The sequence below is a fragment of the Streptococcus sp. 27098_8_186 genome, assembly GCF_041432055.1.
In the GTDB taxonomy this organism is placed as follows: domain Bacteria; phylum Bacillota; class Bacilli; order Lactobacillales; family Streptococcaceae; genus Streptococcus; species Streptococcus dentalis.
The window spans coordinates 1-25,171 of record NZ_JAPVYV010000008.1; the positions used below are offsets into that span (position 1 = coordinate 1).

24 protein-coding genes are annotated in these 25,171 nt (G+C 43.1%); 6 read left to right on the forward strand and 18 right to left on the reverse strand.

Annotated elements, in window-relative coordinates; genetic code table 11:
- Positions 1-54 precede the first annotated feature (54 nt).
- The 9 genes from O3602_RS07630 to O3602_RS07670 form a co-directional block, all read right to left on the reverse strand.
- Positions 55-465 carry an SP_0198 family lipoprotein gene (locus tag O3602_RS07630; RefSeq protein ID WP_371611461.1) on the reverse strand — a complete coding sequence of 137 codons (411 nt, stop codon included), beginning with the start codon at positions 463-465 and terminating at the stop codon, positions 55-57.
- Positions 466-541: 76 nt separating this feature from the next.
- Positions 542-1,774 carry a folylpolyglutamate synthase/dihydrofolate synthase family protein gene (locus O3602_RS07635; protein WP_371611462.1) on the reverse strand — a complete coding sequence of 411 codons (1,233 nt, stop codon included), beginning with the start codon at positions 1,772-1,774 and terminating at the stop codon, positions 542-544.
- Between the two features lie 208 nt (positions 1,775-1,982).
- On the reverse strand, positions 1,983-2,288 hold the full coding sequence (locus tag O3602_RS07640; protein ID WP_003001941.1) for a DUF1292 domain-containing protein: 306 nt from the start codon (positions 2,286-2,288) through the stop codon (positions 1,983-1,985).
- 22 nt (positions 2,289-2,310) lie between these two features.
- Positions 2,311-2,730: a Holliday junction resolvase RuvX gene (ruvX, locus tag O3602_RS07645; RefSeq protein ID WP_003002199.1), complete on the reverse strand. Its 420-nt coding sequence runs from the start codon at positions 2,728-2,730 to the stop codon at positions 2,311-2,313.
- Positions 2,730-2,996 (reverse strand): IreB family regulatory phosphoprotein, encoded by a 267-nt coding sequence (locus tag O3602_RS07650; RefSeq protein ID WP_003002070.1) that lies wholly within the window; start codon positions 2,994-2,996, stop codon positions 2,730-2,732. The genes ruvX and O3602_RS07650 overlap by 1 nt, the downstream gene beginning before the upstream one ends.
- A 124-nt stretch (positions 2,997-3,120) precedes the next feature.
- Positions 3,121-3,717: an SP0191 family lipoprotein gene (locus O3602_RS07655; protein ID WP_369087926.1), complete on the reverse strand. Its 597-nt coding sequence runs from the start codon at positions 3,715-3,717 to the stop codon at positions 3,121-3,123.
- 135 nt (positions 3,718-3,852) lie between these two features.
- A complete protein-coding gene (gene spx, locus O3602_RS07660) occupies positions 3,853-4,251 on the reverse strand; it encodes a transcriptional regulator Spx (protein ID WP_003002116.1) in 399 nt (132 codons plus the stop codon).
- A gap of 87 nt (positions 4,252-4,338) precedes the next feature.
- Positions 4,339-5,484: a recombinase RecA gene (gene recA / locus O3602_RS07665; protein ID WP_003002082.1), complete on the reverse strand. Its 1,146-nt coding sequence runs from the start codon at positions 5,482-5,484 to the stop codon at positions 4,339-4,341.
- 120 nt (positions 5,485-5,604) lie between these two features.
- Positions 5,605-6,873 (reverse strand): competence/damage-inducible protein A, encoded by a 1,269-nt coding sequence (locus O3602_RS07670; RefSeq protein WP_371611463.1) that lies wholly within the window; start codon positions 6,871-6,873, stop codon positions 5,605-5,607.
- 330 nt (positions 6,874-7,203) lie between these two features.
- Here O3602_RS07670 and O3602_RS07675 point away from each other — a divergent pair, with 330 nt between their 5' ends.
- Positions 7,204-8,241, forward strand: coding sequence for a S66 peptidase family protein (locus tag O3602_RS07675; protein ID WP_151379239.1), 1,038 nt, complete (start codon positions 7,204-7,206; stop codon positions 8,239-8,241).
- A gap of 51 nt (positions 8,242-8,292) precedes the next feature.
- On the opposite strand, the gene O3602_RS07680 is transcribed toward O3602_RS07675, so the two are convergent.
- From O3602_RS07680 to mutL, 3 genes are read right to left on the reverse strand one after another with little or no spacing between them, the layout of a single operon-like run.
- Complete coding sequence (locus O3602_RS07680; protein ID WP_371611464.1) at positions 8,293-8,859, reverse strand: DNA-3-methyladenine glycosylase I; 567 nt, start codon at positions 8,857-8,859, stop codon at positions 8,293-8,295.
- A 9-nt stretch (positions 8,860-8,868) separates the two neighbouring features.
- Positions 8,869-9,462 (reverse strand): Holliday junction branch migration protein RuvA, encoded by a 594-nt coding sequence (gene ruvA / locus O3602_RS07685; protein WP_003002260.1) that lies wholly within the window; start codon positions 9,460-9,462, stop codon positions 8,869-8,871.
- A 20-nt stretch (positions 9,463-9,482) separates the two neighbouring features.
- On the reverse strand, positions 9,483-11,426 hold the full coding sequence (mutL, locus tag O3602_RS07690; protein WP_270299965.1) for a DNA mismatch repair endonuclease MutL: 1,944 nt from the start codon (positions 11,424-11,426) through the stop codon (positions 9,483-9,485).
- A gap of 248 nt (positions 11,427-11,674) precedes the next feature.
- Here mutL and O3602_RS07695 point away from each other — a divergent pair, with 248 nt between their 5' ends.
- Together O3602_RS07695 and O3602_RS07700 are read left to right on the forward strand one after the other, a co-directional pair.
- On the forward strand, positions 11,675-12,115 hold the full coding sequence (locus O3602_RS07695) for a LytTR family DNA-binding domain-containing protein (RefSeq protein WP_003012880.1): 441 nt from the start codon (positions 11,675-11,677) through the stop codon (positions 12,113-12,115).
- Positions 12,109-12,564, forward strand: coding sequence for a DUF3021 domain-containing protein (locus O3602_RS07700; protein ID WP_371611465.1), 456 nt, complete (start codon positions 12,109-12,111; stop codon positions 12,562-12,564). The genes O3602_RS07695 and O3602_RS07700 overlap by 7 nt, the downstream gene beginning before the upstream one ends.
- 305 nt (positions 12,565-12,869) lie before the next feature.
- On the opposite strand, the gene mutS is transcribed toward O3602_RS07700, so the two are convergent.
- Positions 12,870-15,419, reverse strand: a complete 2,550-nt coding sequence (gene mutS / locus O3602_RS07705; protein WP_371611466.1) for a DNA mismatch repair protein MutS — start codon at positions 15,417-15,419, stop codon at positions 12,870-12,872.
- Positions 15,420-15,539: 120 nt separating this feature from the next.
- Complete coding sequence (gene argR, locus O3602_RS07710) at positions 15,540-15,980, reverse strand: arginine repressor (RefSeq protein ID WP_371611467.1); 441 nt, start codon at positions 15,978-15,980, stop codon at positions 15,540-15,542.
- Positions 15,981-16,084: 104 nt separating this feature from the next.
- Between argR and argS the strand changes: the two genes are divergently transcribed.
- Positions 16,085-17,773 (forward strand): arginine--tRNA ligase, encoded by a 1,689-nt coding sequence (gene argS, locus O3602_RS07715; RefSeq protein WP_003012876.1) that lies wholly within the window; start codon positions 16,085-16,087, stop codon positions 17,771-17,773.
- Between the two features lie 153 nt (positions 17,774-17,926).
- The gene (locus O3602_RS07720; RefSeq protein ID WP_003002110.1) at positions 17,927-18,172 is read left to right on the forward strand and encodes a hypothetical protein; all 246 of its coding nucleotides are present in this window, start codon (positions 17,927-17,929) and stop codon (positions 18,170-18,172) included.
- Between the two features lie 194 nt (positions 18,173-18,366).
- On the opposite strand, the gene nrdI is transcribed toward O3602_RS07720, so the two are convergent.
- The 4 genes from nrdI to malQ form a co-directional block, all read right to left on the reverse strand.
- The gene (nrdI, locus tag O3602_RS07725; protein WP_141561986.1) at positions 18,367-18,834 is read right to left on the reverse strand and encodes a class Ib ribonucleoside-diphosphate reductase assembly flavoprotein NrdI; all 468 of its coding nucleotides are present in this window, start codon (positions 18,832-18,834) and stop codon (positions 18,367-18,369) included.
- Between the two features lie 48 nt (positions 18,835-18,882).
- Entirely contained in the window at positions 18,883-19,398 is a 516-nt protein-coding gene (locus tag O3602_RS07730) for a hypothetical protein (protein ID WP_003012953.1), read from the reverse strand.
- A 184-nt stretch (positions 19,399-19,582) separates the two neighbouring features.
- Complete coding sequence (gene glgP, locus O3602_RS07735; protein ID WP_003012930.1) at positions 19,583-21,841, reverse strand: glycogen/starch/alpha-glucan family phosphorylase; 2,259 nt, start codon at positions 21,839-21,841, stop codon at positions 19,583-19,585.
- A gap of 45 nt (positions 21,842-21,886) precedes the next feature.
- Positions 21,887-23,416: a 4-alpha-glucanotransferase gene (malQ, locus tag O3602_RS07740; RefSeq protein ID WP_003012781.1), complete on the reverse strand. Its 1,530-nt coding sequence runs from the start codon at positions 23,414-23,416 to the stop codon at positions 21,887-21,889.
- A gap of 449 nt (positions 23,417-23,865) precedes the next feature.
- Here malQ and O3602_RS07745 point away from each other — a divergent pair, with 449 nt between their 5' ends.
- Positions 23,866-25,122 carry an extracellular solute-binding protein gene (locus tag O3602_RS07745; protein ID WP_371611468.1) on the forward strand — a complete coding sequence of 419 codons (1,257 nt, stop codon included), beginning with the start codon at positions 23,866-23,868 and terminating at the stop codon, positions 25,120-25,122.
- Positions 25,123-25,171: the final 49 nt, after the last annotated feature.

Here is a 25,171-nt window from a genome sequence, read left to right on the forward strand (position 1 = left end):
AAAAACAAAAGAGAGGCTAGGACTTTTGTCCCAGCCTCTCTTTTGTTTCGCCCCTTATTGCTTGGTCAAAACGATAATCCCTTGATCATCCTCTGCTTGCTCTAGGTCTTCTAGCGACAACTGATCTCCTTCGATCCGATAGCGATAAGGCTCATCCCCGATACGCATGGATTGATTGACCGGATCAATGCTGACCTCTTTGGTCTCTTCTTCTCCATCAGCTTCTTGCACCGTAAACGTGCCTTTTTGACCCGTCACAACTAAGAGAATCGTATTTTCCTCGTCCTGTCCTCGATAACTGCCATCGATGGACACTCCTTCTTTCTGTTCTTCACTCGCTGAAGTCACAGTCTGTGATGAAGCAGACGTCTGTTTGCTCGAAGTCTGTGTCGCTTTTTCTTGCTGGCTACAAGCAGTCAGGAAAAGGGCTACTGCCAAGGTCAGTATAGACATGATTTTTTTCATTAAGATCGGCTCCTTTCGCCATAACCATATACTATCTACCACCAGTATACGCCAAGAAAGTCTTTAGGTCAATTGTTTACCCCTCTAATAAAAATGCCCTTACTTCCGCAATAAAATACAAGGATCCTGTGACAAATAAGACTTCATCTGGGGAACTCTGATCCATAAATTCTTTGATATAGGCCTTGTAGTCCGCTACATAGGGCAGGTCTTGTCGGTCGCCTTGTGCCACCACTTCACCGTAATGAAAGGTCGTCAAAATCAATTCAGCTTCCGGCAATCCCGCTTGAAGCGTTTGGAGCATCCCGCTATAATCTTTTCGCTTGAGGGCCCCAAATAAAATCTTCACGCGCTTTCCTGCTAAGCTATTGGCAAACTCGATCAAGCGCAACATAGCATGAGGATTATGGGCGCCATCAAGATACACCTGGTCACCAAACAACTCTAGACGTCCAGGCCACCGCGTCTCTTGTAAGGCCAGTTTGACCTGATCCATATCCACTTCTTGATCTAGCCCCTCCATATAGAGGAGAAAGGCCTCCAGAGCTACTGCAGCATTTTCCCGTTGGTAATCACCCTTCAAGCCCAGAGACGGCAAGACAAGTTCCACACTTTCATTCCAAAAACAATCCTGCTCTAACCCAAAATCTTTCTGGAAGGCGTGGAGATCCACATCCAATTGCTCGGCCCTTTCTTGACAAACGGCTGCAGCTTCATCCGATAAGGGGCCCACCACAGCTTTCTTGCCCTTCTTAAAGATTCCTGCCTTTTGCTGGGCGATTTCCGCAATCGTCCCTCCCAGTGTTTCCTGGTGATCCAGGCCGACCGAAGTGATCACTGCGATCTCTCCCGTCACTACATTGGTGGTATCTAGAAGCCCACCGATACCAACTTCCAATAAGACCACGTCCACAGCTTGTTCCTTAAAATACAAGAGAGCCATGAGGCAGATAATCTCAAAATAAGAGAGTTGGTCCTGGGTTTGAAGCAAGGTCTGCTCCATTTGTTGGACTTCTTGGCCAATCCGAGTAAAATCTTCATCTGAAATCGGCTGATCCCCAATACAAATCCGATCATGGATACTGATCATATGAGGAGAAGTAAAGGTTCCAACCTTCTTTCCGTGAGCCATCAACAATTGACGCAGAAAGGCGATTGTGGATCCCTTCCCATTGGTTCCTGTCACATGAAGGATCGGATAAGCCTTATCCGGCCTCCCTAAAAGGCTCACTGCCTGCTCCATACGATCCAGTCCCGATCGAAAATTCAGACCGATCCGGCTATTCATCCATTGCTCAATCTTATTCACATCTTCCTCCTAAAAGAAAAAAGCGACAAAACCTCTTCTGACGTTTGCGCTCCTTTCTTTTGTAGTTATTTCTTTCTCATTTTTACAGCAAGTCCATCGGACTTACCAACTCTTTCTAGTTTCTAGGAGTTGGGGTAAAAACATCCACTGGACTTACCAGCTCTCTCGTATTTCTAGGAGCTGGGCTAAAAACGTCCCCCGGACGTTTTTACTCCTCCATAAAGCTGTTGAAGACTTCTTCGATCATATCCCATTCTGCATCTGAGTCTTCTGGGATTGGTTGAAGGTCGCCTTCTGTTCCGTCTTCGTTTTCTGTAAATGAATATGCTTGGATTTCAACTTCGCCATTTTCATCTTCTTCTGCATTTGCAGGGATCAAAAGAACATAGTTCTTTCCAAATTCTTCTTTGCCATCAATGGTCAAAAGAATTTCAAACAAGGTTTCATTTCCTTGTTCATCCACCAATGTGATTAATTCACGTTCTTCATGGTCGTGGTTATGATCATGTGCCATACTATTCTTCCTCGTTTTCTTTCTAAAAATTGCGATCTAAATAATTTTGTAAAATAAGCTGCGCCGCTAACTTATCAATGACTTTTTTGCGTTTGCTACGGCTAATATCTGCTTGCTCAATCAACATCCGCTCTGCAGCAACTGTCGTCAACCGTTCGTCTTGGTAGTCGACTGGCAAGCCAAACTTTTCAGCAATCATCGTGCCATAAGCCTGACTGGCTTCCACACGCGGTCCGCTGGTGTTGTTCATGTTTTTCGGCAAGCCCACAACAAAACGGTCCACCTTGTATTGAGCTACTAATTCGGCTAAGCGCTCCAAACCGAATTCTCTTTTGTCTTCATCGATTTGGATGATTTCAAGACCCTGAGCTGTAAAACCGAGAGGATCACTCACAGCAACCCCAACGGTCTTTGAGCCAACATCCAATCCCATAATTCTCATTAGAGGTCTATCCCTTGCCCTTTCAAATAATAACGTACCAATTCTTCAACGATTTCATCTCGTTCATATTTACGAATTTGGTTTCGTGCATTATTATAACGAGGTACATAGGCAGGATCACCACTGAGTACGTATCCTACGATTTGATTAATTGGATTGTAGCCTTTTTCATCCAGTGACAAGTAAACATCTTTCAAGGTCTCGCTAATTTCCTTACGATTTGAATCATCAAGATTAAAACGTACTGTTTCATCTGTAAATCCCACAAGAACACCCTCTTTCCTTAGAATATTACTATTATACCATAATCAAGAGTTTTCCACAATGGTCAAGCCCTTGATTTTACAGCTTTTTCAAGCATTTTTGAGCTATTTTATCTAAACTGTTTTTTTATTTTTGCTCACTTGCTCCTGCATTGATGAGATTATCCGTAAATTGGCTCGGTGTCAGCTTCAACAACTCTGGTAAGTGATTGTTTTTGAAGTAAGTCATACCTTCGGCCTTCTTCACATCCATCGCTTCAAAGTTATAGGTGATCGTTACCTTGTATTCATTCTCATTTTCCAAGGTCAAATCAGCTGTGAAGCCAGGAACTGTCAACGCTTCCTTAAAGGCATCATCCTTGTTAAAGGAATCTCTCAATTGCTTTTGCGCTTCCTCAACTCCAACCTGTTGAATCCCTTTTTTCAATTCTTCATTGGTTGCCGTTACATTAATGGTCTCCAACTTTTTGAAAGTATTCCCCACATAGGTGACGATTTGCGTCTGTTGTGTCCCCTTATCATCTGTTGGAAAGACAAAGGTTCTTGTGACCACTTGATTTTCTTCTGCCTTTTGCAAGATACTCTTATTATCCTTTTGTAGCTGTTCTGCTTTCGCTTTGATTGCTTTTTGCTCACTTGAGGTAGGAGTTTTTGATTGCTTTTTTTGACTGCATCCAGCCAAACACAACACAAGCGCACCCAATAAGAAGATTTTCCTTTTCATTTTCCATTCCTTACTAGTTATTGTTTTCTAAAATATTGTATCATAGATTTCGTAAATCGGTGCAGTTAACTACTATCCATTTCTATTTTGAACAAGAAAAAATCAGAAACAAACTGTTTCTGATTTTCAATCGTTTTAAAGGGCTGCACGCATCCGCGCTTCTGCATTTTCTACATTTCGAACTGATCGTGGCAAGAAGGCACGAATATCATCTTCTTTGTAACCCACTTGGAGACGTTTGTCATCTACCAAGATCGGACTTTTAAGAATACGAGGTGTTTCCATGATGATGTCAATGACTTCATTGACACTCAAGTCTTCGATGTCCACTCCTAGACTTTTAGCGTATCGATTTTTTGAAGAGACAATACTTGCCACTCCATTTTCAGTCTTTGTAAGGATATCCAATAATTCTTCTTTGGTGATCCCTTCCTTACCGAGGTTTTGTTCTTTATAAGTTAGCTGGTGAGCGTTGAGCCAAGTCTTTGCTTTTTTACAACTCGTACAACTTGACACTGTATAAATTTTAATCATGCATGCACTCCTTTCGCCACACGATAATACTATCGTATTAAATTATAACACAAAAACCATCAGTCTAGCGACCTATTTTGAAAAAAATTAATCTTCAATTTCAATCGCGTCATCTAAATCTAGAGTTACTTCTTCTACGACAGGAGCTGCTTCTTCAGTTTTATCAAGGGTTTTCACTGCTTCGTCTTCTTCGATCAAACCAAAATGAACCCGAACCTTATGGTCGATTTCGTCAAAAATTTCTGGGTGGTCAGCCAAGAATTTCTTAGCATTTTCAGATCCTTGACCAATTTTTTCGCCGTTATAGGAGTACCACGCACCCGCTTTTTGGATGATATCCAAATCTGTTGCAATCTTCACCAACTCACCTGTACGTGAAATTCCTTCCCCGTACATAATTTCAACCATAGCTTCTTTGAACGGTGGAGCCACCTTGTTCTTCACAACCTTGATCTTAGTTTCCTTACCAACGTTGGTATCTTTTTGGTCCCCAGTCCCCTTGATTTGAGTATTTCCACGAACATCTAGACGGACAGAAGCATAGAATTTAAGGGCACGACCACCAGGTGTGGTTTCAGGGTTCCCAAACATGACCCCAACTTTTTCACGTAATTGGTTGATAAAGATGGCAATGGTCTTCGTCTTATTGATAGAAGCTCCGAGTTTACGCATAGCTTGGCTCATCATCCGCGCTTGCAAACCAACGTGGCTATCTCCGATATCTCCATCGATTTCCGCACGTGGGACCAAGGCCGCAACAGAGTCGACAACCACCAAATCAACCGCACCAGAGTCGATCAATTTACCAGCAATTTCAAGTCCTTGTTCCCCTGAGTCTGGTTGAGACAAGAGAAGTTCGTCGATATTGACCCCAAGAGCTGCTGCATAAGATGGATCCAAGGCATGCTCGGCATCGATAAAGGCAGCAATGCCCCCTTCTTTCTGTGCTTGGGCTACTGCATGGAGGGCAACGGTTGTTTTACCAGATGATTCTGGACCATAGATTTCGATGATCCGACCTTTTGGATAACCACCAGCCCCCAAGGCAATATCAAGCGCCAAGGAACCAGAGCTCATGACTTGTACCTTTTGCTCTGCACGTTCGCCCAAACGCATGATCGATCCCTTACCAAAATCCTTTTCGATCAACTTCAGGGCATCATTGAGCGCTTTTTCACGCTCATCTCCAAATTTTTTAGAGATATCATCTAATTTTTTCTGTTTTTTCGCCATTCTTTTCTCCTATGTTTTTACTATACAGGAAATTCATGCAACTCACCAACGGTTTCCGCCATTTGAAAGGCATATTTCCTATCCATTTTTAGAATTATTCTTCATTTGGCACAAGCTTCATTATACCAAATTTTCACCATTTAATACAGCCAAGCGCACCAAATTAAAGGCATGAAGGACTGCAATTTCGCGGACATCCGCCCGGCTACGTCCAGCGATATTAACTTGGACACTATCCACTCCATTCGGAGTCGCAAGTCCGATAAAGACAGTCCCTGCTGGGTGCCCTTCTAGACTATCTGGCCCCGCAACTCCGGTCAGGCTAACACCATAATCGGATCCTGTTAACTTACGGGCCTGTGAAGCCATGGCTTGAGCTGTAAAATGAGACACCACTCCATGTTGCTCTAACTCTTGAGCTGGAATAGACAACATCTTGCTTTTTTCTTCCAAACTATAGGTGACAAAACCACCCGCGAAGATGCTGGACGCACCTGAAAAATCTGCCAAAGTCGCTTGGAAAAGGCCGGCCGTCAGGCTTTCTGCAGCTGTAATGGTCTTACCAGCCTGTTTCAAAAGATCAAAGGCCACCTTGGCCATCGAATTGTCATCCCCATAACCGTAAAACAACTCTTGCAAGGGTTGATGATCCAGAGTATGACGGGATAAGATTTCCTTTTCTAAGACATCGAGCTTAGCATCCGCTGAGGCTTGATCCTTCGCCTTTGTAGATAGACGCAAGGTTACTTCTCCCGTCTTGGCATAAGGGGCAACCGTCGGATCACTCTGCTTTTCAATGATATCTGCTAGGATCGTAACTAGCTGGCTTTCCCCAATCCCAAAGAAGCGCAAGACTCTTGAAAAAAGCTCTTCCCCTGTTGTCAAATGAGGCACCAATTGTTCATTGACCATGGGTTTTAACTCACTTGGTGGACCAGGTAGAACGACATAGGTCACACCATTGACTTCAATCAAACCTCCAACCGCGAGACCTGTACGGTTTTGAAGGGGGATTGAACCGGCAATCAATTGTGCTTGTCGCTCATTATTGGGCGTCCGGACATAATCAGGGCGACTGGCAAAGAAGGTGTCGAGTTTGGCAAGCGCTGTCGTATCAAAAACCAGTTCTTTCCCTAAAAACTTAGCAAGGGTTTGCTTGGTCAAATCATCCTCTGTTGGCCCAAGTCCACCACATAAAATCACCAAATCACTGCGTTTTGAAGCTGTCTCAATGGTCGAGAAGAGACGACCTTCATTGTCTCCTACCTCCACATGATAATAGACATCAATCCCTAAACTAGCCAATTTTTCAGACAAGAATTGAGCATTGGTGTTCACAATTTGTCCTGTTAGAATTTCTGTTCCAACTGCAATAATTTCCGCCTTCATGGTGCCTCCCACTTATACTATTCGTAATTTTCATTTCATTTTAACACAATTTCCTAAATTATTTAAAAAACAGATTGAAGATAAAGTAAAAAACTCTTAGAAATACTATTACATCAGCATCCCTAAGAGTTTTAACTATGTGGCAATCAACTTCTAAAGGGCTATTTTCTATTGTTGATAGAGCTTATCTATATTCTGAAGCAACCATATCGAGCGGTTGCCTTTTTACTACTTTCTTGATCTAAAAGCCTTCTTCTGACTCTAATTCTTGTTGTTTCCCCTCATCTTTTGTGATACAATAGCATCAATTTATTTTTAGGAGGATGAGATATGACTTCTACTATTGGTATTATAAGTTTATCTAGTGGGACTATGGGTGAAGACTTTGTCAAGCACGAAGTGGACTTGGGTATTCAACGTCTCAAGGACCTCGGACTCAATCCTATCTTTTTACCTCATTCGCTAAAAGGCTTAGATTTTATCAAAGAACATCCTGAAGCTCGTGCAGAGGATTTGATTCAGGCCTTTTCTGATGATAGCATCGACATGATCTTATGCGCCATCGGTGGAAACGATACCTATCGTTTATTGCCCCATCTTTTTGAAAATGACCAGCTACAAAAGGTTATCAAGCAAAAAATTTTTCTTGGCTTCTCGGATACGACCATGAACCATCTCATGTTGCATAAACTAGGAATCAAGACTTTTTATGGTCAATCCTTCTTAGCAGACATTTGTGAGTTAGACAAAGAAATGTTGCCATATAGCTGCCACTACTTTAAAGAATTGATTGAGACTGGAAAAATCTCAGAAATTCGCCCTAGTAACGTTTGGTACGAGGAACGGACTGATTTTAGTCCCAAAGCCTTGGGAACACCTCGTGTCAGCCATGCAAATACTGGTTTTGACTTGTTACAAGGCAATGCTCAGTTTGAGGGAGAAATCCTCGGTGGTTGTCTTGAGTCTCTCTATGATATTTTTGACAACTCTCTACACGCAGATAGCACGGACCTCTGCCAAAAATACAAACTTTTCCCTGACTTGTCAGATTGGGAAGGAAAAATCCTCTTGCTAGAAACCAGCCAAGAAAAGCCTGAACCTGACGACTTCAAAAAGATGTTGCGGACTTTAAAGGACACGGGCATATTCGCGGTCATCAGTGGGCTCTTGGTCGGAAAACCTATGGATGAAACTTTCTATGACGACTATAAAGAGGCACTATTGGAGATCATTGATAGCAATATCCCGATTGTCTATAATCTAAACGTCGGCCATGCCACACCAAGAGCGATTGTTCCCTTTGGAGTCCACGCCCATGTAGATGCAACGGAGCAGGTCATTCGCTTTGACTATAACAAAGAAAGCTGAGATAGAACTCTCAGCTTTTTCTATATTCTCCGATGTTCTAGACATCTAACGTCACTTATTTCCACTTTTCCATTCACAATCATTCTCATGGTCATCAACTAGCCCTGCAGCCTGCAGATAGGACAAGACAGCGACTGGTCCAGTGAACTTAAAACCACGCTTTTTGAGATCTTTAGCAAGCTTCTCGGAAAGAGCTGTCTTCGCAGGAGCCAGCCGGTAATCCGGAACATCATTGTTGATGGTTTTCCCCTCAACAAAAGACCACAGATAGGCATCAAAAGAGCCGAATTCTGCCTGGACTTGTAAAAAGGCCTGGGCGTTGGTACGTGTCGCAAAGATCTTCGCTCGATTGCGGATAATTGCTGGATTATTCATCAAAACTTCCAGCTCTTCATCCGTCATGTCTGCAACAGCTTGAATTTGGTAACCATTAAAAACTTGACGGAAGGCCTGGCGTTTATTGAGCATCGTTTCCCAAGATAGGCCAGCCTGATAGGTCTCCATGCAAAGCAACTCAAAAAGCGCTTGGTCATCATGGAGGGGCCGTCCCCATTCCTCATCGTGGTAGGCTACATAGAGAGGGTTGTTCATTTTAACCCATCCACAACGTTTTGGCATCCTCTTCTCCTATTTCACCAACATCTTAAGGGCAGACTTGATGTAGTTTTCAGCAGTATCAGAAGTTCCTTCAAAGAATTTCTTGATTTTCTTGAGTTCCGTTGCCTTGTAGCCCAAAGCCAACATGGCTTCCATAGCTTCTTCCAGGGCTTGATTTTCTTCTGCAACTTTGGCTTTGGACTGAGCCGGTGCATCTTCTAGATCAAGATTGATCTTACCTTCCAAGTCCAGCACCATCTGTTGGGCTGTTTTCTTGCCGATCTTTGGAAACTTGGTCAAGTAGGTGATGTTCTTGCTTTCGATGGCTTGGACAAGGCCTGCATTGTCATCCGCAGCAATGATGGCCAGAGCTGAGACAGGTCCAATCCCAGAGACTGAGATCAAGTTTAAAAAGAGCTGTTTCTCTTCTTCGGTCGCAAAGCCATAGAGAAGGTGAGCGTCTTCCCGAACCACTTGGTGCAGATAGACGTGCACCTCTTGGTTCATTTTACCAGAGTATGCATAGGGATTGGCCACATGCAAGAGATAGCCGATTCCAGCTGTTTCTACCACGATGTATTTAGCGGTGATTTTTGTTAAGATTCCTTTAATGTATTCGTACATAAGATTCCTTTATTGTTTGATTAATATTTACCCAATTCCCGCAGACTGGTGTGATTTTCCTGAATGCGTCGGAACATCTTTTCCATATCCGACTTGGTGAAGTTGACCAAGACCGGACGACCGTGAGGGCAGTTATAAGGGTTGTCACATTGGGACAATTGGTAGATGAGATCCCGTGCGGAGTAATCGTCCAGTGTGTGATTGGCCTTGATGGAGCGTTTGCAGGACATCATGATGGCCAACTCAGCCCGGTATTTCTTGATGGACACTTCCTTGGTCAAAAGGAGCATATCACACATTTCATAGATCCCCGACTCGATCTCTTCTTCCTTCATCCAGATCGGATGCTCCCGTAAGATCAACTGGTTAGCTCCGTATTCTTCTAAGTAGACGCCCACTTCTTCTAAGAGGTGCTTGCGCTGTTGCAGGCGGATCAGATCGTCTGTAGGAAACTCAAAGATATAAGGCACCAGCAGTTGTTGCTGACTGCCGTCTACGTCCCCGATGCTCTCCCGGTATTCTTCGTATTTGACCCGCTCTTGGGCCGCGTGCTGGTCAATGATATATAGGCCCCCATTTCCTTGGGCAAAGAGATAGGTTCCATGCATCTGACCAAAATATTCCAACTCTGGGAAGGTCGAATGTTCTTCCCCATCCAACTTATCATAGGCCTTGTCTAGACTAGCAAGATCCAACTCTGGGTGATCCAGTTCATCATAAACCACAGTCTTTCTTTCCGCAAACTTGATCGCGCTTGTCGGTTTTTCTACTAGGTTTTCTTGGATTCTAGCTTCAGTAACAACCTCATCTGTTAGAGGCAGTTGAGGATCTTCCACTTCTGGTCGAAGTTTGAAATCTTGGCTTTCTCGATCATAATAGAGACGGTTTTCTTTTAAAGGCAGGGTTGTCTGTACTGGCTTTTCTGTTCGGCGAATGGTCGACTTGGCTAGATTTTCTAGAGCATCCGGAATCAGATCCTGCTCTTTCAAAGCATTCGCAATCGCCTGGGAGATCAAGGCCATTAATTCCCGTTCTTTGGAGATACGAACCTCTTGCTTGGTAGGGTGAACATTGACATCCGCTAAGTAAGGGTCGATCTGAATATTAATGATCGCGAGCGGGAAGCGCCCCACCATGAGTTTACTACCGTAGCCATCTAAAATAGCCCGATTGAGCAAGAAATTCTTGATGTAACGGCCGTTGATAAAGAGACTGATGTAATTGCGATTGGCACGAGTCAATTCAGGCAAAGACACAAAGCCCGTCACTTCAAAATCTAGGTCGCGATTTTCAATGGCCACCATCTTCTTAGCAGACGCCAGGCCATAGACGCCCGCAATCGCCTGCCGGAGATTACCCGTCCCCGCTGTTTTGGTCATTTCTTTTCCATCATTGATCAAGGTAAAGGCAATCTCAGGATGGGCCAAGCTCAAGCGATTGAGAATATCCACGATATGGGATAGCTCTGCCTGCTGGCTCTTTAAATACTTGAGACGAGCAGGGGTATTAAAAAAGAGATCTTCCACTGTGATCTTGGTCCCGACAGGGCTTGTCGCTGGCTCCAATTCCTCAATTTCGCCACCCTTTGCGACCAATTTGGTCCCGTGGGCAGCTCCTTCTTGCGCCGTTAGAAGGGTTAGAATACTGACAGAAGCAATGGAAGGCATGGCCTCACCACGAAAACCAAGCGTTCGAATACGAAATAGATCCGCTTGACTTTTGATCTTACTGGTCGCATGTCGACGGAGGGCTAAAGCGACCTCATCATGCGCAATTCCTTCCCCATTGTCTGTAATCCGAATCGACTTCAATCCTGCTTCTTCGATTTCAACAACGATCTGGCTAGCTCCAGCATCGATCGAGTTTTCAACCAATTCCTTGACCACGCTTGCAGGTCGTTCAATTACTTCACCTGCCGCAATCTGATTGGCGAGGACTTCTGGCAATTCAATAATCTGTGACATGTCTGCTCCTTTACCTATTTTTTCACCGATACATGTAGCTCTATTATACCACAGATCTACAAGACTCCCTTTCTTAAAAAATAGAGGCCAGTCCCATCTTCTTCCTTAAAAACCGCATAGGCAAAGAAAACGACCACATAGACAAATCTCCTTGTCTTCCCTTTGGAAAAAGTGTTTAATAGTAGTGTAAAGAAGGAGCCGGGCTAGCAGACCAACCGACTTTACCCAAAGGAGGGAGAAAATATCTTATGAAAGTAGAAGTACACATTGATTCCAACTTCCAAGAAGAAGCGGTGATGATCACAGCACCTGCACTGTCTGCGCGTGTTGAGAAAATCCGTGACTTTGTGGAAGAATTGGATCAAAAAGGGCGCTTACGTGCCAAAAAGGATGGGGAAGCTTACCTGATCGAAAGCCAGCTATTCCAACGTTTTTACATTGAAAATCGGCAAGTAATTGGTGAGACCATGACAGATCAATTTATTCTGACTGGACCACTCTATCAGCTATCTGAAGACTTGCCGACCTTCTTTCTCAAAATTTCCCAATCTGAAATTATCAACACCCAATCCATCGATCACCTGCACTTTACCGGTGGAGGATCTGTGCAAATCCATCTTAAAAACGGGAGTCTGACCTACTCCTCCCGTCGTTACTTGAAAGCCATTAAGGAGAAATTATCATGCTAAAACAATCTTTTTCTGACGCCCTAAAAGGGATTTTCATCGGGCTCATCTTATCCATCTTCTTTTCCTACCTCTTCTCACCTGAGTTGTACCTTCCCTTAAGCCCCAACTCTGCAGTCGGCCGCTGGATGTTCTTGCATCATGTTCACGGCTCACTGGTCATGCTCTATTGCGCCCTCGTTTGGGGTGCGATTGGGGTCCTCTTTAGCTTCGGAAGTCTCCTCTTTCAAAAAGACTGGAGTCTCTTACGGGCTACTCTGAGCCATTACCTACTCATGTTACTTGGGTTTATTCCTCTGGCTACTTTGGCTGGCTGGTTTCCAGCACGACTCGGATTTTACCTCTCACTCGTTGTCGAATTCACCCTCGTTTACGTGATCATCTGGTTGGTCTCCTATCATTTTTATAAAAAACAAGTCCAAGAAATCAATCAAAGCATTACTAACCACTAAGCAAAAAGATCCTCAGTGCTACGAGGATCTGAAAGTGGAGATAAACTGTTCATTTATACAAATCTAATAAATTCTATAAAAATTATACTCGTTATAGTTATTCAATCATCTACTGAAACTTTCCGCTGTGAGAAAAGTGCCTGAAACACAATTGTTTCAGGCACTCGGAATTATTGAGACCTTAGGCTCAATAATTAGTCTTGGAACTTCGAAGAAGTTCGCTGACGTCCGTACTCACCTAAGGAAAGTTTCTAAGATGACTTTGTCTTCAATAAAAGATCCTCGCTATTACGAGGATCTTCTTTTTACAATTTCTTTTTCAATTCGGCGACTGCCATCATGACTTCCATGGGAGTCATATTGTAGAGATCCAGATTCTTCAATTCTGTAATCACTGTATTTTCTGCCTCCTCCTCAAAGAGGGACATTTGTTCAGCAACCTGTGAAGGTACTTCCTTTTTAGGGGTTGCGTCCACAAGTGGTACTTGCTGGGATTGTCCTTCGAGCTTGGTCAAAATCGCATCCGCCCGCTTTAGCAACTCTTCTGGCAAACCAGCGATCTTAGCCACGTGAATCCCATAGGACTTATCTGCTGGGCCGGGTTCAATCTTGTGCAAGAAGGTAACCTGACCATCTCGCTCCAAGGTCGCAACATGAACATTTTCCAAACGGGACAAGGTCTCTGAGAGAGACGTCAACTCATGGTAATGGGTCGCAAACAAGGTTTTGGCTCCGGTCCGATCATGGATATATTCGATGATGGACTGGGCGAGAGCCATCCCATCATAGGTCGCCGTTCCCCGTCCCAACTCATCAAATAAAATCAAGGACTGAGGCGTTGCCTTGCGAATGGCGTGATTGGCTTCCATCATTTCCACCATGAAGGTAGACTGACCCGATACCAGGTCATCAGCAGCTCCGATCCGGGTATAAATCGCATCAAAAATTGGCAATTCAGCCCTTTGCGCTGGAACATAAGAGCCAATTTGGGCAAGAATCACAATGATCGCCAATTGGCGCATATAGGTAGACTTCCCGCTCATATTTGGCCCCGTAATCAGCTGAATGTCCCGTTCTTCATCCATAAAGATGCTATTAGGAATATAGGACTGGGCTCCCATCACTTTCTCAACAACCGGATGGCGGCCTTTGTCGATCGCGATTCGTCGTTCTTCATGAAAGAAGGGACGATTCAACTGTTGCGACTCAGCGACACTGGCTAAACTTTGTAAAACATCAACCGTCGCAATCGCCTGAGCTAACTGTTGCAGACGTTGGATATACTTACCAACTTCTTCACGAATCCGCATAAAAATCGTATATTCCAGATTAGCAGACTTCTCACGCGCCTCTAGCATATCTCCTTCAATGCGTGCCAATTCCTCCGTACCAAAGCGTTCTGAATTTTTCAAGGTCGCCTTGCGGAAAAAATGAGCTGGAACGTGGCTCAATTGTGAATTGGTGACATGGAAATAGTAACCATCCTTCTTGTTGTAATCAATTTTTAGACCTGTAATGCCGCTGGCTTCGCGCTCCTTGGCTTCAATCTCAGCAATCCAACCCGTACCATCCCGAAGAACGACACGATACTGGTCCAATTGCTCGTCAAAACCAGTACGGATAATATTTCCCTCTGTAATAAAAGCAGACGCTTCCGGAGCAATAGCTGAGGTAATCAAGCGGTGCAACTCGGGAAGTTCATCCAAGCGTGCAATCAAGACATCTAAGACCGGATCACCAATCCCCAGTAGAATCGACTTGATCGTCGGCACATGCCCCAGAGTATCTCCTAGCTGCAAGAGATCCTTAGGGTTGATCTTACCAAAGGAAACCCGACTCGCTAAGCGTTCAATGTCATAGACCCCTTTGAGACTGTCGGTCAAATCGCTCCGTTCAAAGAAATGATCCATAAAGACCTGAATGATGTCCTGGCGCTCTCGAATCCGTTTCAAATCGACTAAGGGTTTCTGAATCCAGGATCGCAACAAACGACCTCCCATGGCCGTCTTGGTTTCATCCAAATACCAATACAAGCTACCATGTTTCTTCCCAGTTCGCGCATTCTCTGTCAAATCAAGACTAGCCTTGGTCGCAAAGTCCATCTGCAAGAAATCGCAAATCTCATAATGATGGGCTTTTTTGAGGTGGCTCAATTCCCGCATTTGTGTCTGGTGGACATACTGGAGAAGTTTCCCAGCTGTTTTCTTTTCGAGCTCACTCAACTGATCCCCTAAGAGTTGAACATCATCAAGCGCCGTCTCTACATGTGACAGCAAGAGATTCATCTGGCTAACAAAAACACGCTCTTCCTGTTCTGGCAACTCATAACCCAGGACCACCTCACGCGCACGTAAATTGCGGATTTCTCCACAAACCATGCTAAAGTCATTGAGGGTCGTCACCTGAAACTCCCCTGTCACCAGATCCATATAGGCTAGTCCATAATCAGTTCCTGACCGATCCAAAGCAACTAGGAAGTTATTCTCACTATCTGGCTTGGTCGAATCCACCACTGTCCCCGGCGTAATCACCTGTACGACTTCACGCTTAACGACCCCTTTGGCTTCTTTGGGGTCTTCCATTTGTTCTGCAATCGCGACCTTATACCCCTGTTCAATGAGAACATCAATATACTGCTGGGCCGAGTGGTAGGGAACACCCGCCATGGGGATCGGATTCTCTGCATTTTTATTCCGTGAGGTTAAGGAAATCTCTAAAATTTGAGCTGCATTCACTGCATCTTCATAAAATAATTCGTAAAAATCTCCCATTCGAAACAGCAAAAAGGCGTCCGGATAGTCTTTTTTGATATCTAGATACTGCTGCATTCCAGGGGATATTTTCTCTACTGCCATACTTCTTTATTCCTTACTGTTGCATCATTTTCTGACACAAGCTCCATAGATGAAAACAGGAGTAGATAGCTCACTATCTTCCTCCTTTTGACATCTCTCTTTCTCTCCAACGGGGCTTGACTACTGCATCATCCCTAAAATTTCATTTTGAATTTCAATGGCTGCATCTTGGTCTCGACAAACAATCAAGAGGGTATTGGCCCCTGCTACTGTTCCCAAAATACGCTCATCTGCCATTTCATCTACACCATTGGCCAAGAGAGCTGCTTCTCCTAGCTCTGTCCGCAAGACCAAGGTGAATTCTGCACGTGAGACCGACTTGGCATGGCTGGACAACATAATATAAATCTCTGCCACCTCAGGCTCATTGGGCAAAATATAATACAACTGGTCTTTTCGTTTCACCTTGACTAGACCCAGATCGCGCAAATCTCGTGACAGAGTTGTTTGCGTTACAGCAATTCCTTTTGCTTCTAATCGATCCTGAATCTCTTTTTGAGTCGACAATTTTTCATTTCGAATCATTTGTTGAATCAAAAGGTGACGTTCTGTCTTTTTCATTGGACCTCCACTTTTGAATAAATATACTTTAAATTATACCAAAAAAATTGAAAATTCGCTCAGAATTGTGTTAAAATAATAGTTAAAAGGACTAAGGAGCTAATATGAACAATAAAGAACTCATTGCTAGTGAATTGGCCAAAGTGATTGACTCTCTTGACCAAGATGCTATTTTAAACTTGCTTGAACAACCAAAATCATCTGATCTTGGTGACATTGCTTTTCCAGCCTTCTCACTTGCAAAAGTGGAACGCAAGGCTCCTCAAGCAATCGCTGCAGATATTGCTGAAAAGATCGACCAAAGCGCCTTCGAAAAAGTCGTTGCAACTGGACCTTATGTGAACTTCTTCTTAGACAAATCTAAGATCTCTGATCAAGTAATCAAATCTGTCATTGAAGCAGGTGCAGACTACGGTCAACAAGACGAAGGACATGGTCAAAACATCACCATCGACCTTTCAAGTCCAAACATCGCAAAACCATTCTCAGTTGGTCATTTGCGCTCAACCGTTATCGGGGATGCTCTTTCAAACATCTTCCGCAAAATGGGCTACAACACGATTAAAATCAACCACTTGGGGGACTGGGGTAAACAGTTCGGTCTCTTGATGGTGGCCTACAAAAAATGGGGTAGCAAGGAAGCTGTCGAAGCCAACCCAATCGATGAATTGCTAAAACTTTATGTTCGAATCAACGCTGAAATTGAAAACGATCCTGAGCTTGATGAAGAAGGACGTAAATGGTTCAAAAAATTGGAAGATGGGGATCCAGAAGCAACAGAATTGTGGCAATGGTTCCGTGACGAAAGCTTGGTGGAATTCAACCGTATCTACAAACTCCTCGGTGTTGAGTTTGATAGCTTAAACGGGGAAGCTTTCTACAACGACAAGATGGATGAAGGGGTTCAAATCCTTGAAGAAAAAGGCTTGTTGAAAGAGTCTAAGGGTGCTAGCATCGTTGAGTTGGATGATGTGAACCTTCCACCAGCTATGATCAAAAAATCAGACGGTGCTACTCTTTATATCACTCGCGATATCGCAACCGCTATCTACCGTGCACGGACTTACAACTTTGTGAAAAACATTTATGCTGTAGGTCAAGAACAATCTAACCACTTCCGTCAGTTGAAAGCTGTTTTGAAGAAAATGGGATTTGACTGGAGCGACGATATGGTTCACGTTGACTTTGGTTTGGTGACAAAAAACCGCCAAAAATTGTCAACTCGTAAAGGAAATATCATCCTTCTCGAACCAACTCTTCAAGAAGCCATCTCTCGTGCCAAAGCTCAGATCGAAGAAAAGAATCCTGACCTTGAAAACAAGGAAGAAGTGGCACATGCAGTCGGTGTTGGTGCGGTTAAATTCTACGACTTGAAGACAGACCGTCGCAACGGTTATGACTTCGACCTCGAAGCCATGGTATCCTTCGAAGGAGAAACTGGACCTTATGTCCAATACGCTTACGCTCGTATCCAATCTATTCTTCGCAAAGCCAACTTTACACCATCAACAGATGCTACGTACAGCTTGAACGATCCTGAAAGCTGGGAAATCATCAAGCTTCTCCAAGACTTCTCTCGTGTTGTCAAACGTGCTGCTGAAAATTATGATCCATCTTTGATCGCAAAATATGCCATCAACTTGGCCCAAGCCTTCAACAAATACTATGCACACACTCGTATCTTAGATGAAAGCCCAGAACGCGAAAGCCGTCTTGCTCTCAGCTACTCAACAGCAGTCGTCTTAAAAGAAGCCCTTCGCTTACTTGGTGTCGATGCACCTGAGAAAATGTAATTTCTTATCTAATGATTGATAAGTAGAACATCTCTTATGGGAGTGAGAGGAGAAACTAAATGCAATTCAATTTAGTTCTTTCTCACTCCTTTTCTCGTGTCCAATGCCCTTCATTCTCTACATTTTCAGATCCTTTATATACAGGAGAAATCTATGAATCAAACCGTTTACATCTTAATCCTCATCAGTTTAGTGGTCCTCTTTTTATTTAACAAGTACGAAAGAGAAAAACTACAACGGCTCTTACAAGAACAACTCTTGAAAGATCAAGCTTTCAAAGATAGCATCAAGGAAAAAATCCAAGAGACCGACAATATCAACGATGTCATCCATACCATCAATAAAGACTATCGATTAGGGCTCTTACTTGCTAAAGAAATCACAGAAAAATTAAAATAAAGCGTAAAAGAGAGAGTGGGACAGAAATCGGTAATTCGTTAGAATTCGATTTCGTCGTCCCACCTCCGCACAGTTGAGTAGGGCTGTAAAAGCTGATGAAATCAGCGTAGTAGAGCCCACTCAACCACTGCGTCTTGCTCGACAATCCAAAAACAATTAAGAGGCTAGGACTTTTGTCCCAGCCTCTCTTTGTTTTAAAGATGGTACAAATCTTCTACAATGGCAGCTACTTTTTTTATATCTCCCAACATCCCCCGCATTTCAAAATCGGCTAACATGGGGAAACCAAAGCGTTGACTGTATTGCTTAGCGGTTAAACAATATTGATTGTTAAAATTCCGATTGCCTGATCCAACCACTCCTAAGCACTTACTGGCGTTGTCTCCATAAGCAATAAAAGCCGCAACATCTGTCGTCAAAATTTCCACATCGCCATTGTCAACACCATTTCCACCTTCCAAATAGGTTGGCAAAAAAGTGATAAAAGGATTGGTCATTTCAAAGAAGGGTTGGCCCTCTTTGACCAGGTCTTTCACATGAACTTTCTCAATTTCAAGTCCGGGATGGGCTTCCAGCAAATAGTCACTTAAGCGGCGGACAAAACTCTCTGTATTCCCACTCAGACTAATATAAACAAAGGATACTTTCATCTTTTTCTCCAATCAAGAAGCTCTCTTATCCTCTAAGAGAGCTCTATTCAAACTGATCTATTACGCCGTAGCTTGAGCTTTTCTCAAACGCAAGGTTTTATACAAAACAATTCCAAGGAAGAGAAGAGTCAATGCAGTCAAGAGCAACAAAGCGAACAATGAAGATGCCAGATATCGTTGACGAAGTGCTGGGCTTGAAAAACTAGCCAATAGCGGACGCCCTGCAAAATAATTATAGCAAGAGAAGGCTTGACTTAACAAAATCTGCCCCATATAAGTATAATGGGCTGTTAACAGATCCTGCTTCATAAAGAGAAAATAGAAAGTTGCCAGTAAGGCAATCAGAATTAGGGAAACAAATAAAAAGGCTAGTGGAGACTGATTGAGTTGGGCTGATTTCTCATAATACGCCACGTAGTCAGCCTTGTCTTGAGCCGTTGTTAAACCAAGTTGGTTTGCGAAATTCTCTGTCAATTCAAAGCTCTTTGAAGCTCCAAAGGTTGAGACAGCTGATGTTAGGGTTCCAACCGTAGAGAAAAATAACAGGATGTAAAGATAGATAGGTTTCTTTTTCATACAAACTCCTTTTCATTTCTTACAACCTATTATATCGCGATACAGATAGAAAGGCAAGCGCCTCAAAACCGTGGAAGCACTTGCCTGATCACTGATACGTTCAAATGAAATTCATTTGGAAAATAATGTGTGCAAAAGATGAAAAAGACCAGGGTCTTAAGAACCTTGGTCTAACAAATAGTGATTAGTTTAAGTGCCAAATATCTTCGTTATACTGAGCGATCGTACGGTCAGATGAGAAGAATCCTGCTTTCGCAATGTTAACGATGACTTGATCCAACCATGCATCACGGTCTTCGTAGTCAGCCAACATGCGTTCTTTGGTGACAATATAGTCTTCCAAGTCAAGAAGAGTCATGAACCAGTCTTTGTTGATCAATTCATTGTGAAGACGAGTCAAACGCTCTTTGTTCCCAACTGCAAGAACGGCATCGCTGACGATGAAGTCTACCAATGGTTTGATAGCTTCACGTTCATAGAAGTCTGCTGATTTGTATGCTGATTTGGCATAAAGATCGATAACCGTTTCTGAATCTTCACCGAAGATGTAGATGTTGTCACGTCCAACCAATTCAGCGATTTCCACGTTGGCTCCATCCATCGTACCAAGTGTCAATGCACCATTCAACATGAATTTCATGTTACCAGTACCTGAAGCTTCTTTCGAAGCAAGAGAGATTTGCTCAGAAATATCGCTAGCTGGGATCAAGTAGCTTGCAGCAGTTACGTTGTAGTTTTCTACCATAACAACTTGCAAGTGTGGAGCTACCGCTGGATCGTTTGCAATTACTTCTGACAAGCAAAGGATCAAGTGGATGATATCTTGTGCAATGGTGTAGGCAGGAGCTGCTTTACCACCAAAGAGAACAGTGATTGGACGAGCAGGGATATTTCCAGCTTTGATGTCCAAGTATTTGTGGATCACATACAAAGCGTTCATTTGTTGACGTTTGTATTCGTGAAGACGTTTGATTTGGGTATCAAAGATAGAATTTGGATTGATTTCCACACCTTGATGGTCTTTCAAGAAACGAGCCAATTTCCGTTTGTTGTGAGACTTGATGTTTTCCAATTTTGCTTTGACTGCATCTTTATCTTCATAAGAAAGAAGGTCTTCCAATTTAGATGCGTCATGGTGCCAGTCACGTCCGAGAATCTCATCCAAGTAGTGTGACAAGGTTGGGTTAGCATGCATGAGCCAACGACGGAATGTGATACCGTTTGTTTTGTTGTTGAATTTTTCAGGGTAAATGTCGTAGAAGGCTTTCAACTCAGAATTCTTCAAGATTTCTGTGTGAAGTGCTGCTACCCCGTTTACGCTAAATCCATAGTGGATATCCATGTGTGCCATGTGTACGCGATCATTCTCATCGATGATTTGAACAGCTGGATCTTTGTATTCAGCGCGAACACGGCGGTCCAATTCTTCAATGATTGGAACCAAGTGAGGAACCACTTCTTGCAAGAAATCAAGTGGCCATTTTTCAAGGGCTTCCGCAAGGATTGTGTGGTTAGTGTAAGCCGTCATGCTACGAACGATAGAGATAGCTTCATCCATTCCAATACCACGTTCTGTCAAAAGACGGATCAATTCAGGGATGACCATTGATGGGTGAGTATCGTTGATTTGTACAACAGCATAGTCAGCAAGGTCATGCAAGTTGCTTCCTTTTTCGATAGCTTCGTCGATGATCAATTGTGCACCATTTGATACCATGAAGTATTGTTGGAAGATACGGAGCAATTCCCCTTGACGGTTACTATCATCCGGATACAAGAAGAGCGTCAAGTTGCGAGCGATATCTGTCTTGTCAAAGTTAATACCATCTTCAATAATAGATGAATCGACTGAATCCAAGTCGAACAAACGCAAGCGGTTCTTGGTATCGATCTTGTAACCAGGAACATCGATATCATAAAGGGTAGAAGTCAATGTGAAGTGTGCAAATGGCACTTTGTAGCTACGGCTTGAACGAACAAGCCAGCTTTGGTCAGTCAACCAAGCATTTGGAATGGTTTCTTGTTGGTTGTTTTTAAATACTTGTTGGAACAGACCAAAGTGGTAGTTCAAACCAACCCCATCCCCTGTCAAACCAAGGCTTGAGATAGAGTCGATAAAGCAGGCTGCCAAACGTCCCAAACCACCGTTACCAAGTGATGGTTCCAATTCCACTTCTTCTACTTCGATCAAGTCTTTACCAGCATCTGACAATTCTTGTTTGACATCGTCGTAAAGACCCAAGTTGATCAAGTTGTTAGACAAGAGTTTACCGATCAAGAACTCAGCTGAGATGTAGTAAACTTTTTTCTTACCAGTATTGATTTTCTTTTGAGCGCTTGCTTGCTTCGTGTAATTTAGCAAGGCAATGTACAATTCTTCATTTGAACATTCAGCAATTGTTTTTTTATGATGATCAATCACATATTTTTGTAATGATTCCATGTTGAGAGTCTCCTTTGTTTCAACAATTTTAATAGGGGGGAAAGATTATTTTTCTGTTTTCTTAACTTCTTTTTTCAAGTCTTTGTTTTCACGACGATAGATCGTTGTGAAATCAAGCAATTCTTGCTCGACAGCTGGAGTCAATTGATCCGCTGTCATTCGCCATGACCAGTTGCCACCGAGAGTAGATGGGAAGTTCATCCGAGCTGAGCCTTCTAACTCAAGCAAGTCTTGCATCGTAGCAATCGCCATGAAGCTGACGGAAGCAAAGACTGTGCGAAGCATAGCATGTGGGACAGATTCGTACTCTTTCCGGTTGGTATAACGAGCAAGGTACTCACGAGTTGGATCGTCGATTTCATTGCGGTACCATCCAAGAACTGTGTTGTTATCATGTGTTCCAGTGTACATCACAGAGTTGTTTGGTGCCAAGTGAGGGCTATCGATACTTTCATCGTCAGGATTGAAGGCAAATTGAAGAATCTTCATTCCTGGGAAGCCAGTGCGTTCACGAAGTTCGATGACTTCGTCTGTCATGAAGCCAAGGTCCTCAGCGATGATGTTCAAATCACCGAGCTCTTCCTTCACGGCTGCAAAGAGTTTGTAGCCAGGACCTTTGACCCATTTACCTGGTGCTGCTGTATCTGATCCAGCAGGGATTTCCCAGTAAGACTCAAAACCACGGAAGTGGTCGATCCGCACGATGTCGTAGATCTTGAAGCTTTCACGCAAGCGTTCAATCCACCATTGGTAGCCATCTTTGTCCATTGCTTCCCAGTCATAGATTGGGTTCCCCCAAAGTTGACCAGTTGCTGAGAATTCATCTGGCGGGCATCCTGCGATGCAAGTCGCTTTCCCATTTTTATCTGTTTTGAAGAGATGAGGGTTCGCCCACATGTCACTTGAATCTTCCGCTACATAGATTGGCATATCTCCGACGATTTCAATGTGATGGTCATTGGCATAAGCTTTCAAGGCCAACCATTGTTGGAAGAAGAAGAATTGAGTCACACGATGGTAAGTCAATTGATCCGCCAATTCTTCACGGTATTGAGCCAAAGCTTTTGGTTCACGTGCACGAATAGCTGCATCTGGCCATTCTGTCCAGGCTTTTAAATCAAAGTGTTCTTTGATAGCCATGTATTCTGCAAATAGTTCCAACCAAGAAGCATTGGCTTCGCAAAAGGCTTGGAATTCTTTTTGATCACCTGATTTCAAGAAATTCGCAACGGCTTTTTCAAGTAGCGGACGACGTTGTTCGAAAACCTTTGCATAATCCACTTGAGTAGGATCTTGACCAAAGTCCACTCCTTTAAGATCTGCTTCTGTCAACAAACCTCGTTCAATCAAAAGATCGAAATCAATAAAATGAGTGTTCCCAGCAAAAGCTGAGAAAGATTGGTATGGAGAATCTCCATAACTAGTTGTACCAAGCGGCAAGATTTGCCAGTAACGTTGCTTGGTCCGAACGAGGAAATCAACAAAATCATATGCTGATTGACCGAATGATCCAATCCCGTATTGTCCAGGAAGGGAAGAAATGTGCATCAAAACACCACTTTGACGTTTTTTCATGGGTTACCACCTCTTTTTATTTCTTTGAAACCTGCGATTCGGTGCACGGTATGGGTATCGTTGCAGAGTCGTATCCAGCTCTCAAGCGGCTCTACTCTTTGTTAAAAATCGAACAGGCGCAACTCAGTTTACGCAATTTTTGCGAAAACGTTTGCGTACCATGTTATTATAAACTTTTTCCCTATTTTCTGCAAGGGATTTCTTAAAAACTTTTTTAACTTTTTTCAGAATGTCCTCACCCCCTTAGTGTATTCTTTCCTTTGGCTAATGTCAACAAATTTGATGTACTTTATAGAAGAAAGTTCGGAATTAAAATATTTTTAAAAAAATTGTTTAAAACTACTTGCAAACGTTTTCGCCTTGTGATATACTTAAGACGTTTTAGGAAAACGTTTGTCTAAAACGGTTTCTAATTATTATCTTTTTTTATTCTTTAGGAGGAATAAATCATGAAACGTACAATTTTACGTAGTGCTGCTGTACTTGGTACAGTTGGTTTTGCCGGCTTCTTACTTGCTGCTTGTAGCAATAGCTCATCAGGTTCTTCTGAGGCAAGTAAAGAAATCAACGTCTATGTAGACAAAGGCTACAAATCTTATGTTGAAGAAGCTGCAAAAGCTTTTGAAAAAGAAAGTGGCGTAAAAGTTAAAATCAAAACTGGTGATGCCCTTGGTGGATTGGATAACCTTTCTCTTGATAACCAATCTAAAAAAGCTCCAGACGTTATGATGGCACCATACGACCGTGTAGGTGGTCTCGGTAACGATGGTCAATTGGCTGAAGTGACATTGAACAAAGATAGCCACACCGATAAAACAACTGAGGCACTTGTCACAAACGGTGGTAAAGTTTACGGTGCACCCGCCGTCATCGAAACTTTGGTTCTCTACTATAACAAAAATCTTGTAAGCGAAGCTCCAAAAACATTTGCTGACCTTGAAAATCTTGCAAAAGACAGCAAGTACGATTTTGCTAGCGAACCTGGTAAAACAACTGCCTTCTTAGCTGACTGGACAAACTTCTACTACACTTACGGTTTGCTTTCAGGTAATGGTGGTTATGTATTTGGTAAAGATGGTACAGATCCTAAAGATATTGGTTTGAACAACCAAGGTTCTATCGACGGTATCGAATATGCGAAAACTTGGTATGCTAAATGGCCTAAAGGTTTGCAAGATACAAAAGGTGCTGCTAACTTCATCCAAACACAATTCCAAGAAGGTAAAACAGCTGCTATCATCGATGGCCCTTGGAAAGCTGCTTCATTGAAAGAAGCTAAAGTAAACTACGGTGTTGCAACTATTCCAACTCTTCCAAACGGAAAACAATATTCTGCCTTTGGTGGTGGTAAAGCTTGGGTTATCCCTGCAGGTGCGAAAAACCTTGATGGCGCTCAAAAATTCATTGACTTCTTGACAAGCACTGACCAACAAAAAGCTTTGTTTGACAAGACAAATGAAGTTCCTGCCAACACAGAAGCTCGTAAATATGCGGTTAGTAAAAACGATGAATTGACAACTGCCGTTGTTGATCAGTTCAAGAACGCTAAGCCAATGCCAAACATCTCTGAAATGAGTGCTGTTTGGGATCCAGCTGCTACTATGCTTTTCGATGCTGTAAGTGGTAAAAAATCTGCAAAAGATGCTGCTGACGATGCAGTGAAATTGATTAAAGAAACCATCGAACAAAAATTCGGTAGCAAATAAGACAGTTTTTAGGTTTGAGTAAGAGGTTGGAGACAAAGTCCCAACCTCT

Excerpts from the sequence above, each read along its gene's own strand:
- mutS (WP_371611466.1), bottom strand. The coding sequence starts at position 15,419 with ATGGCAGTAGAGAAAATATCCCCTGGAATGCAGCAGTATCTAGATATC.
- O3602_RS07680 (WP_371611464.1), bottom strand. The coding sequence starts at position 8,859 with ATGCCAAAACGTTGTGGATGGGTTAAAATGAACAACCCTCTCTATGTA.
- O3602_RS07745 (WP_371611468.1), top strand. The coding sequence starts at position 23,866 with ATGAAACGTACAATTTTACGTAGTGCTGCTGTACTTGGTACAGTTGGT.
- argR (WP_371611467.1), bottom strand. The coding sequence starts at position 15,980 with ATGAAAAAGACAGAACGTCACCTTTTGATTCAACAAATGATTCGAAAT.
- O3602_RS07720 (WP_003002110.1), top strand. The coding sequence starts at position 17,927 with ATGAATCAAACCGTTTACATCTTAATCCTCATCAGTTTAGTGGTCCTC.
- argS (WP_003012876.1), top strand. The coding sequence starts at position 16,085 with ATGAACAATAAAGAACTCATTGCTAGTGAATTGGCCAAAGTGATTGAC.
- O3602_RS07700 (WP_371611465.1), top strand. The coding sequence starts at position 12,109 with ATGCTAAAACAATCTTTTTCTGACGCCCTAAAAGGGATTTTCATCGGG.
- glgP (WP_003012930.1), bottom strand. The coding sequence starts at position 21,841 with ATGGAATCATTACAAAAATATGTGATTGATCATCATAAAAAAACAATT.
- recA (WP_003002082.1), bottom strand. The coding sequence starts at position 5,484 with ATGGCGAAAAAACAGAAAAAATTAGATGATATCTCTAAAAAATTTGGA.
- ruvX (WP_003002199.1), bottom strand. The coding sequence starts at position 2,730 with ATGAGAATTATGGGATTGGATGTTGGCTCAAAGACCGTTGGGGTTGCT.
- mutL (WP_270299965.1), bottom strand. The coding sequence starts at position 11,426 with ATGTCACAGATTATTGAATTGCCAGAAGTCCTCGCCAATCAGATTGCG.
- O3602_RS07640 (WP_003001941.1), bottom strand. The coding sequence starts at position 2,288 with ATGGCACATGATCATAACCACGACCATGAAGAACGTGAATTAATCACA.
- O3602_RS07670 (WP_371611463.1), bottom strand. The coding sequence starts at position 6,873 with ATGAAGGCGGAAATTATTGCAGTTGGAACAGAAATTCTAACAGGACAA.
- malQ (WP_003012781.1), bottom strand. The coding sequence starts at position 23,416 with ATGAAAAAACGTCAAAGTGGTGTTTTGATGCACATTTCTTCCCTTCCT.
- O3602_RS07655 (WP_369087926.1), bottom strand. The coding sequence starts at position 3,717 with ATGAAAAGGAAAATCTTCTTATTGGGTGCGCTTGTGTTGTGTTTGGCT.
- O3602_RS07630 (WP_371611461.1), bottom strand. The coding sequence starts at position 465 with ATGAAAAAAATCATGTCTATACTGACCTTGGCAGTAGCCCTTTTCCTG.
- O3602_RS07695 (WP_003012880.1), top strand. The coding sequence starts at position 11,675 with ATGAAAGTAGAAGTACACATTGATTCCAACTTCCAAGAAGAAGCGGTG.
- O3602_RS07675 (WP_151379239.1), top strand. The coding sequence starts at position 7,204 with ATGACTTCTACTATTGGTATTATAAGTTTATCTAGTGGGACTATGGGT.
- spx (WP_003002116.1), bottom strand. The coding sequence starts at position 4,251 with ATGATTAAAATTTATACAGTGTCAAGTTGTACGAGTTGTAAAAAAGCA.
- ruvA (WP_003002260.1), bottom strand. The coding sequence starts at position 9,462 with ATGTACGAATACATTAAAGGAATCTTAACAAAAATCACCGCTAAATAC.
- O3602_RS07730 (WP_003012953.1), bottom strand. The coding sequence starts at position 19,398 with ATGAAAAAGAAACCTATCTATCTTTACATCCTGTTATTTTTCTCTACG.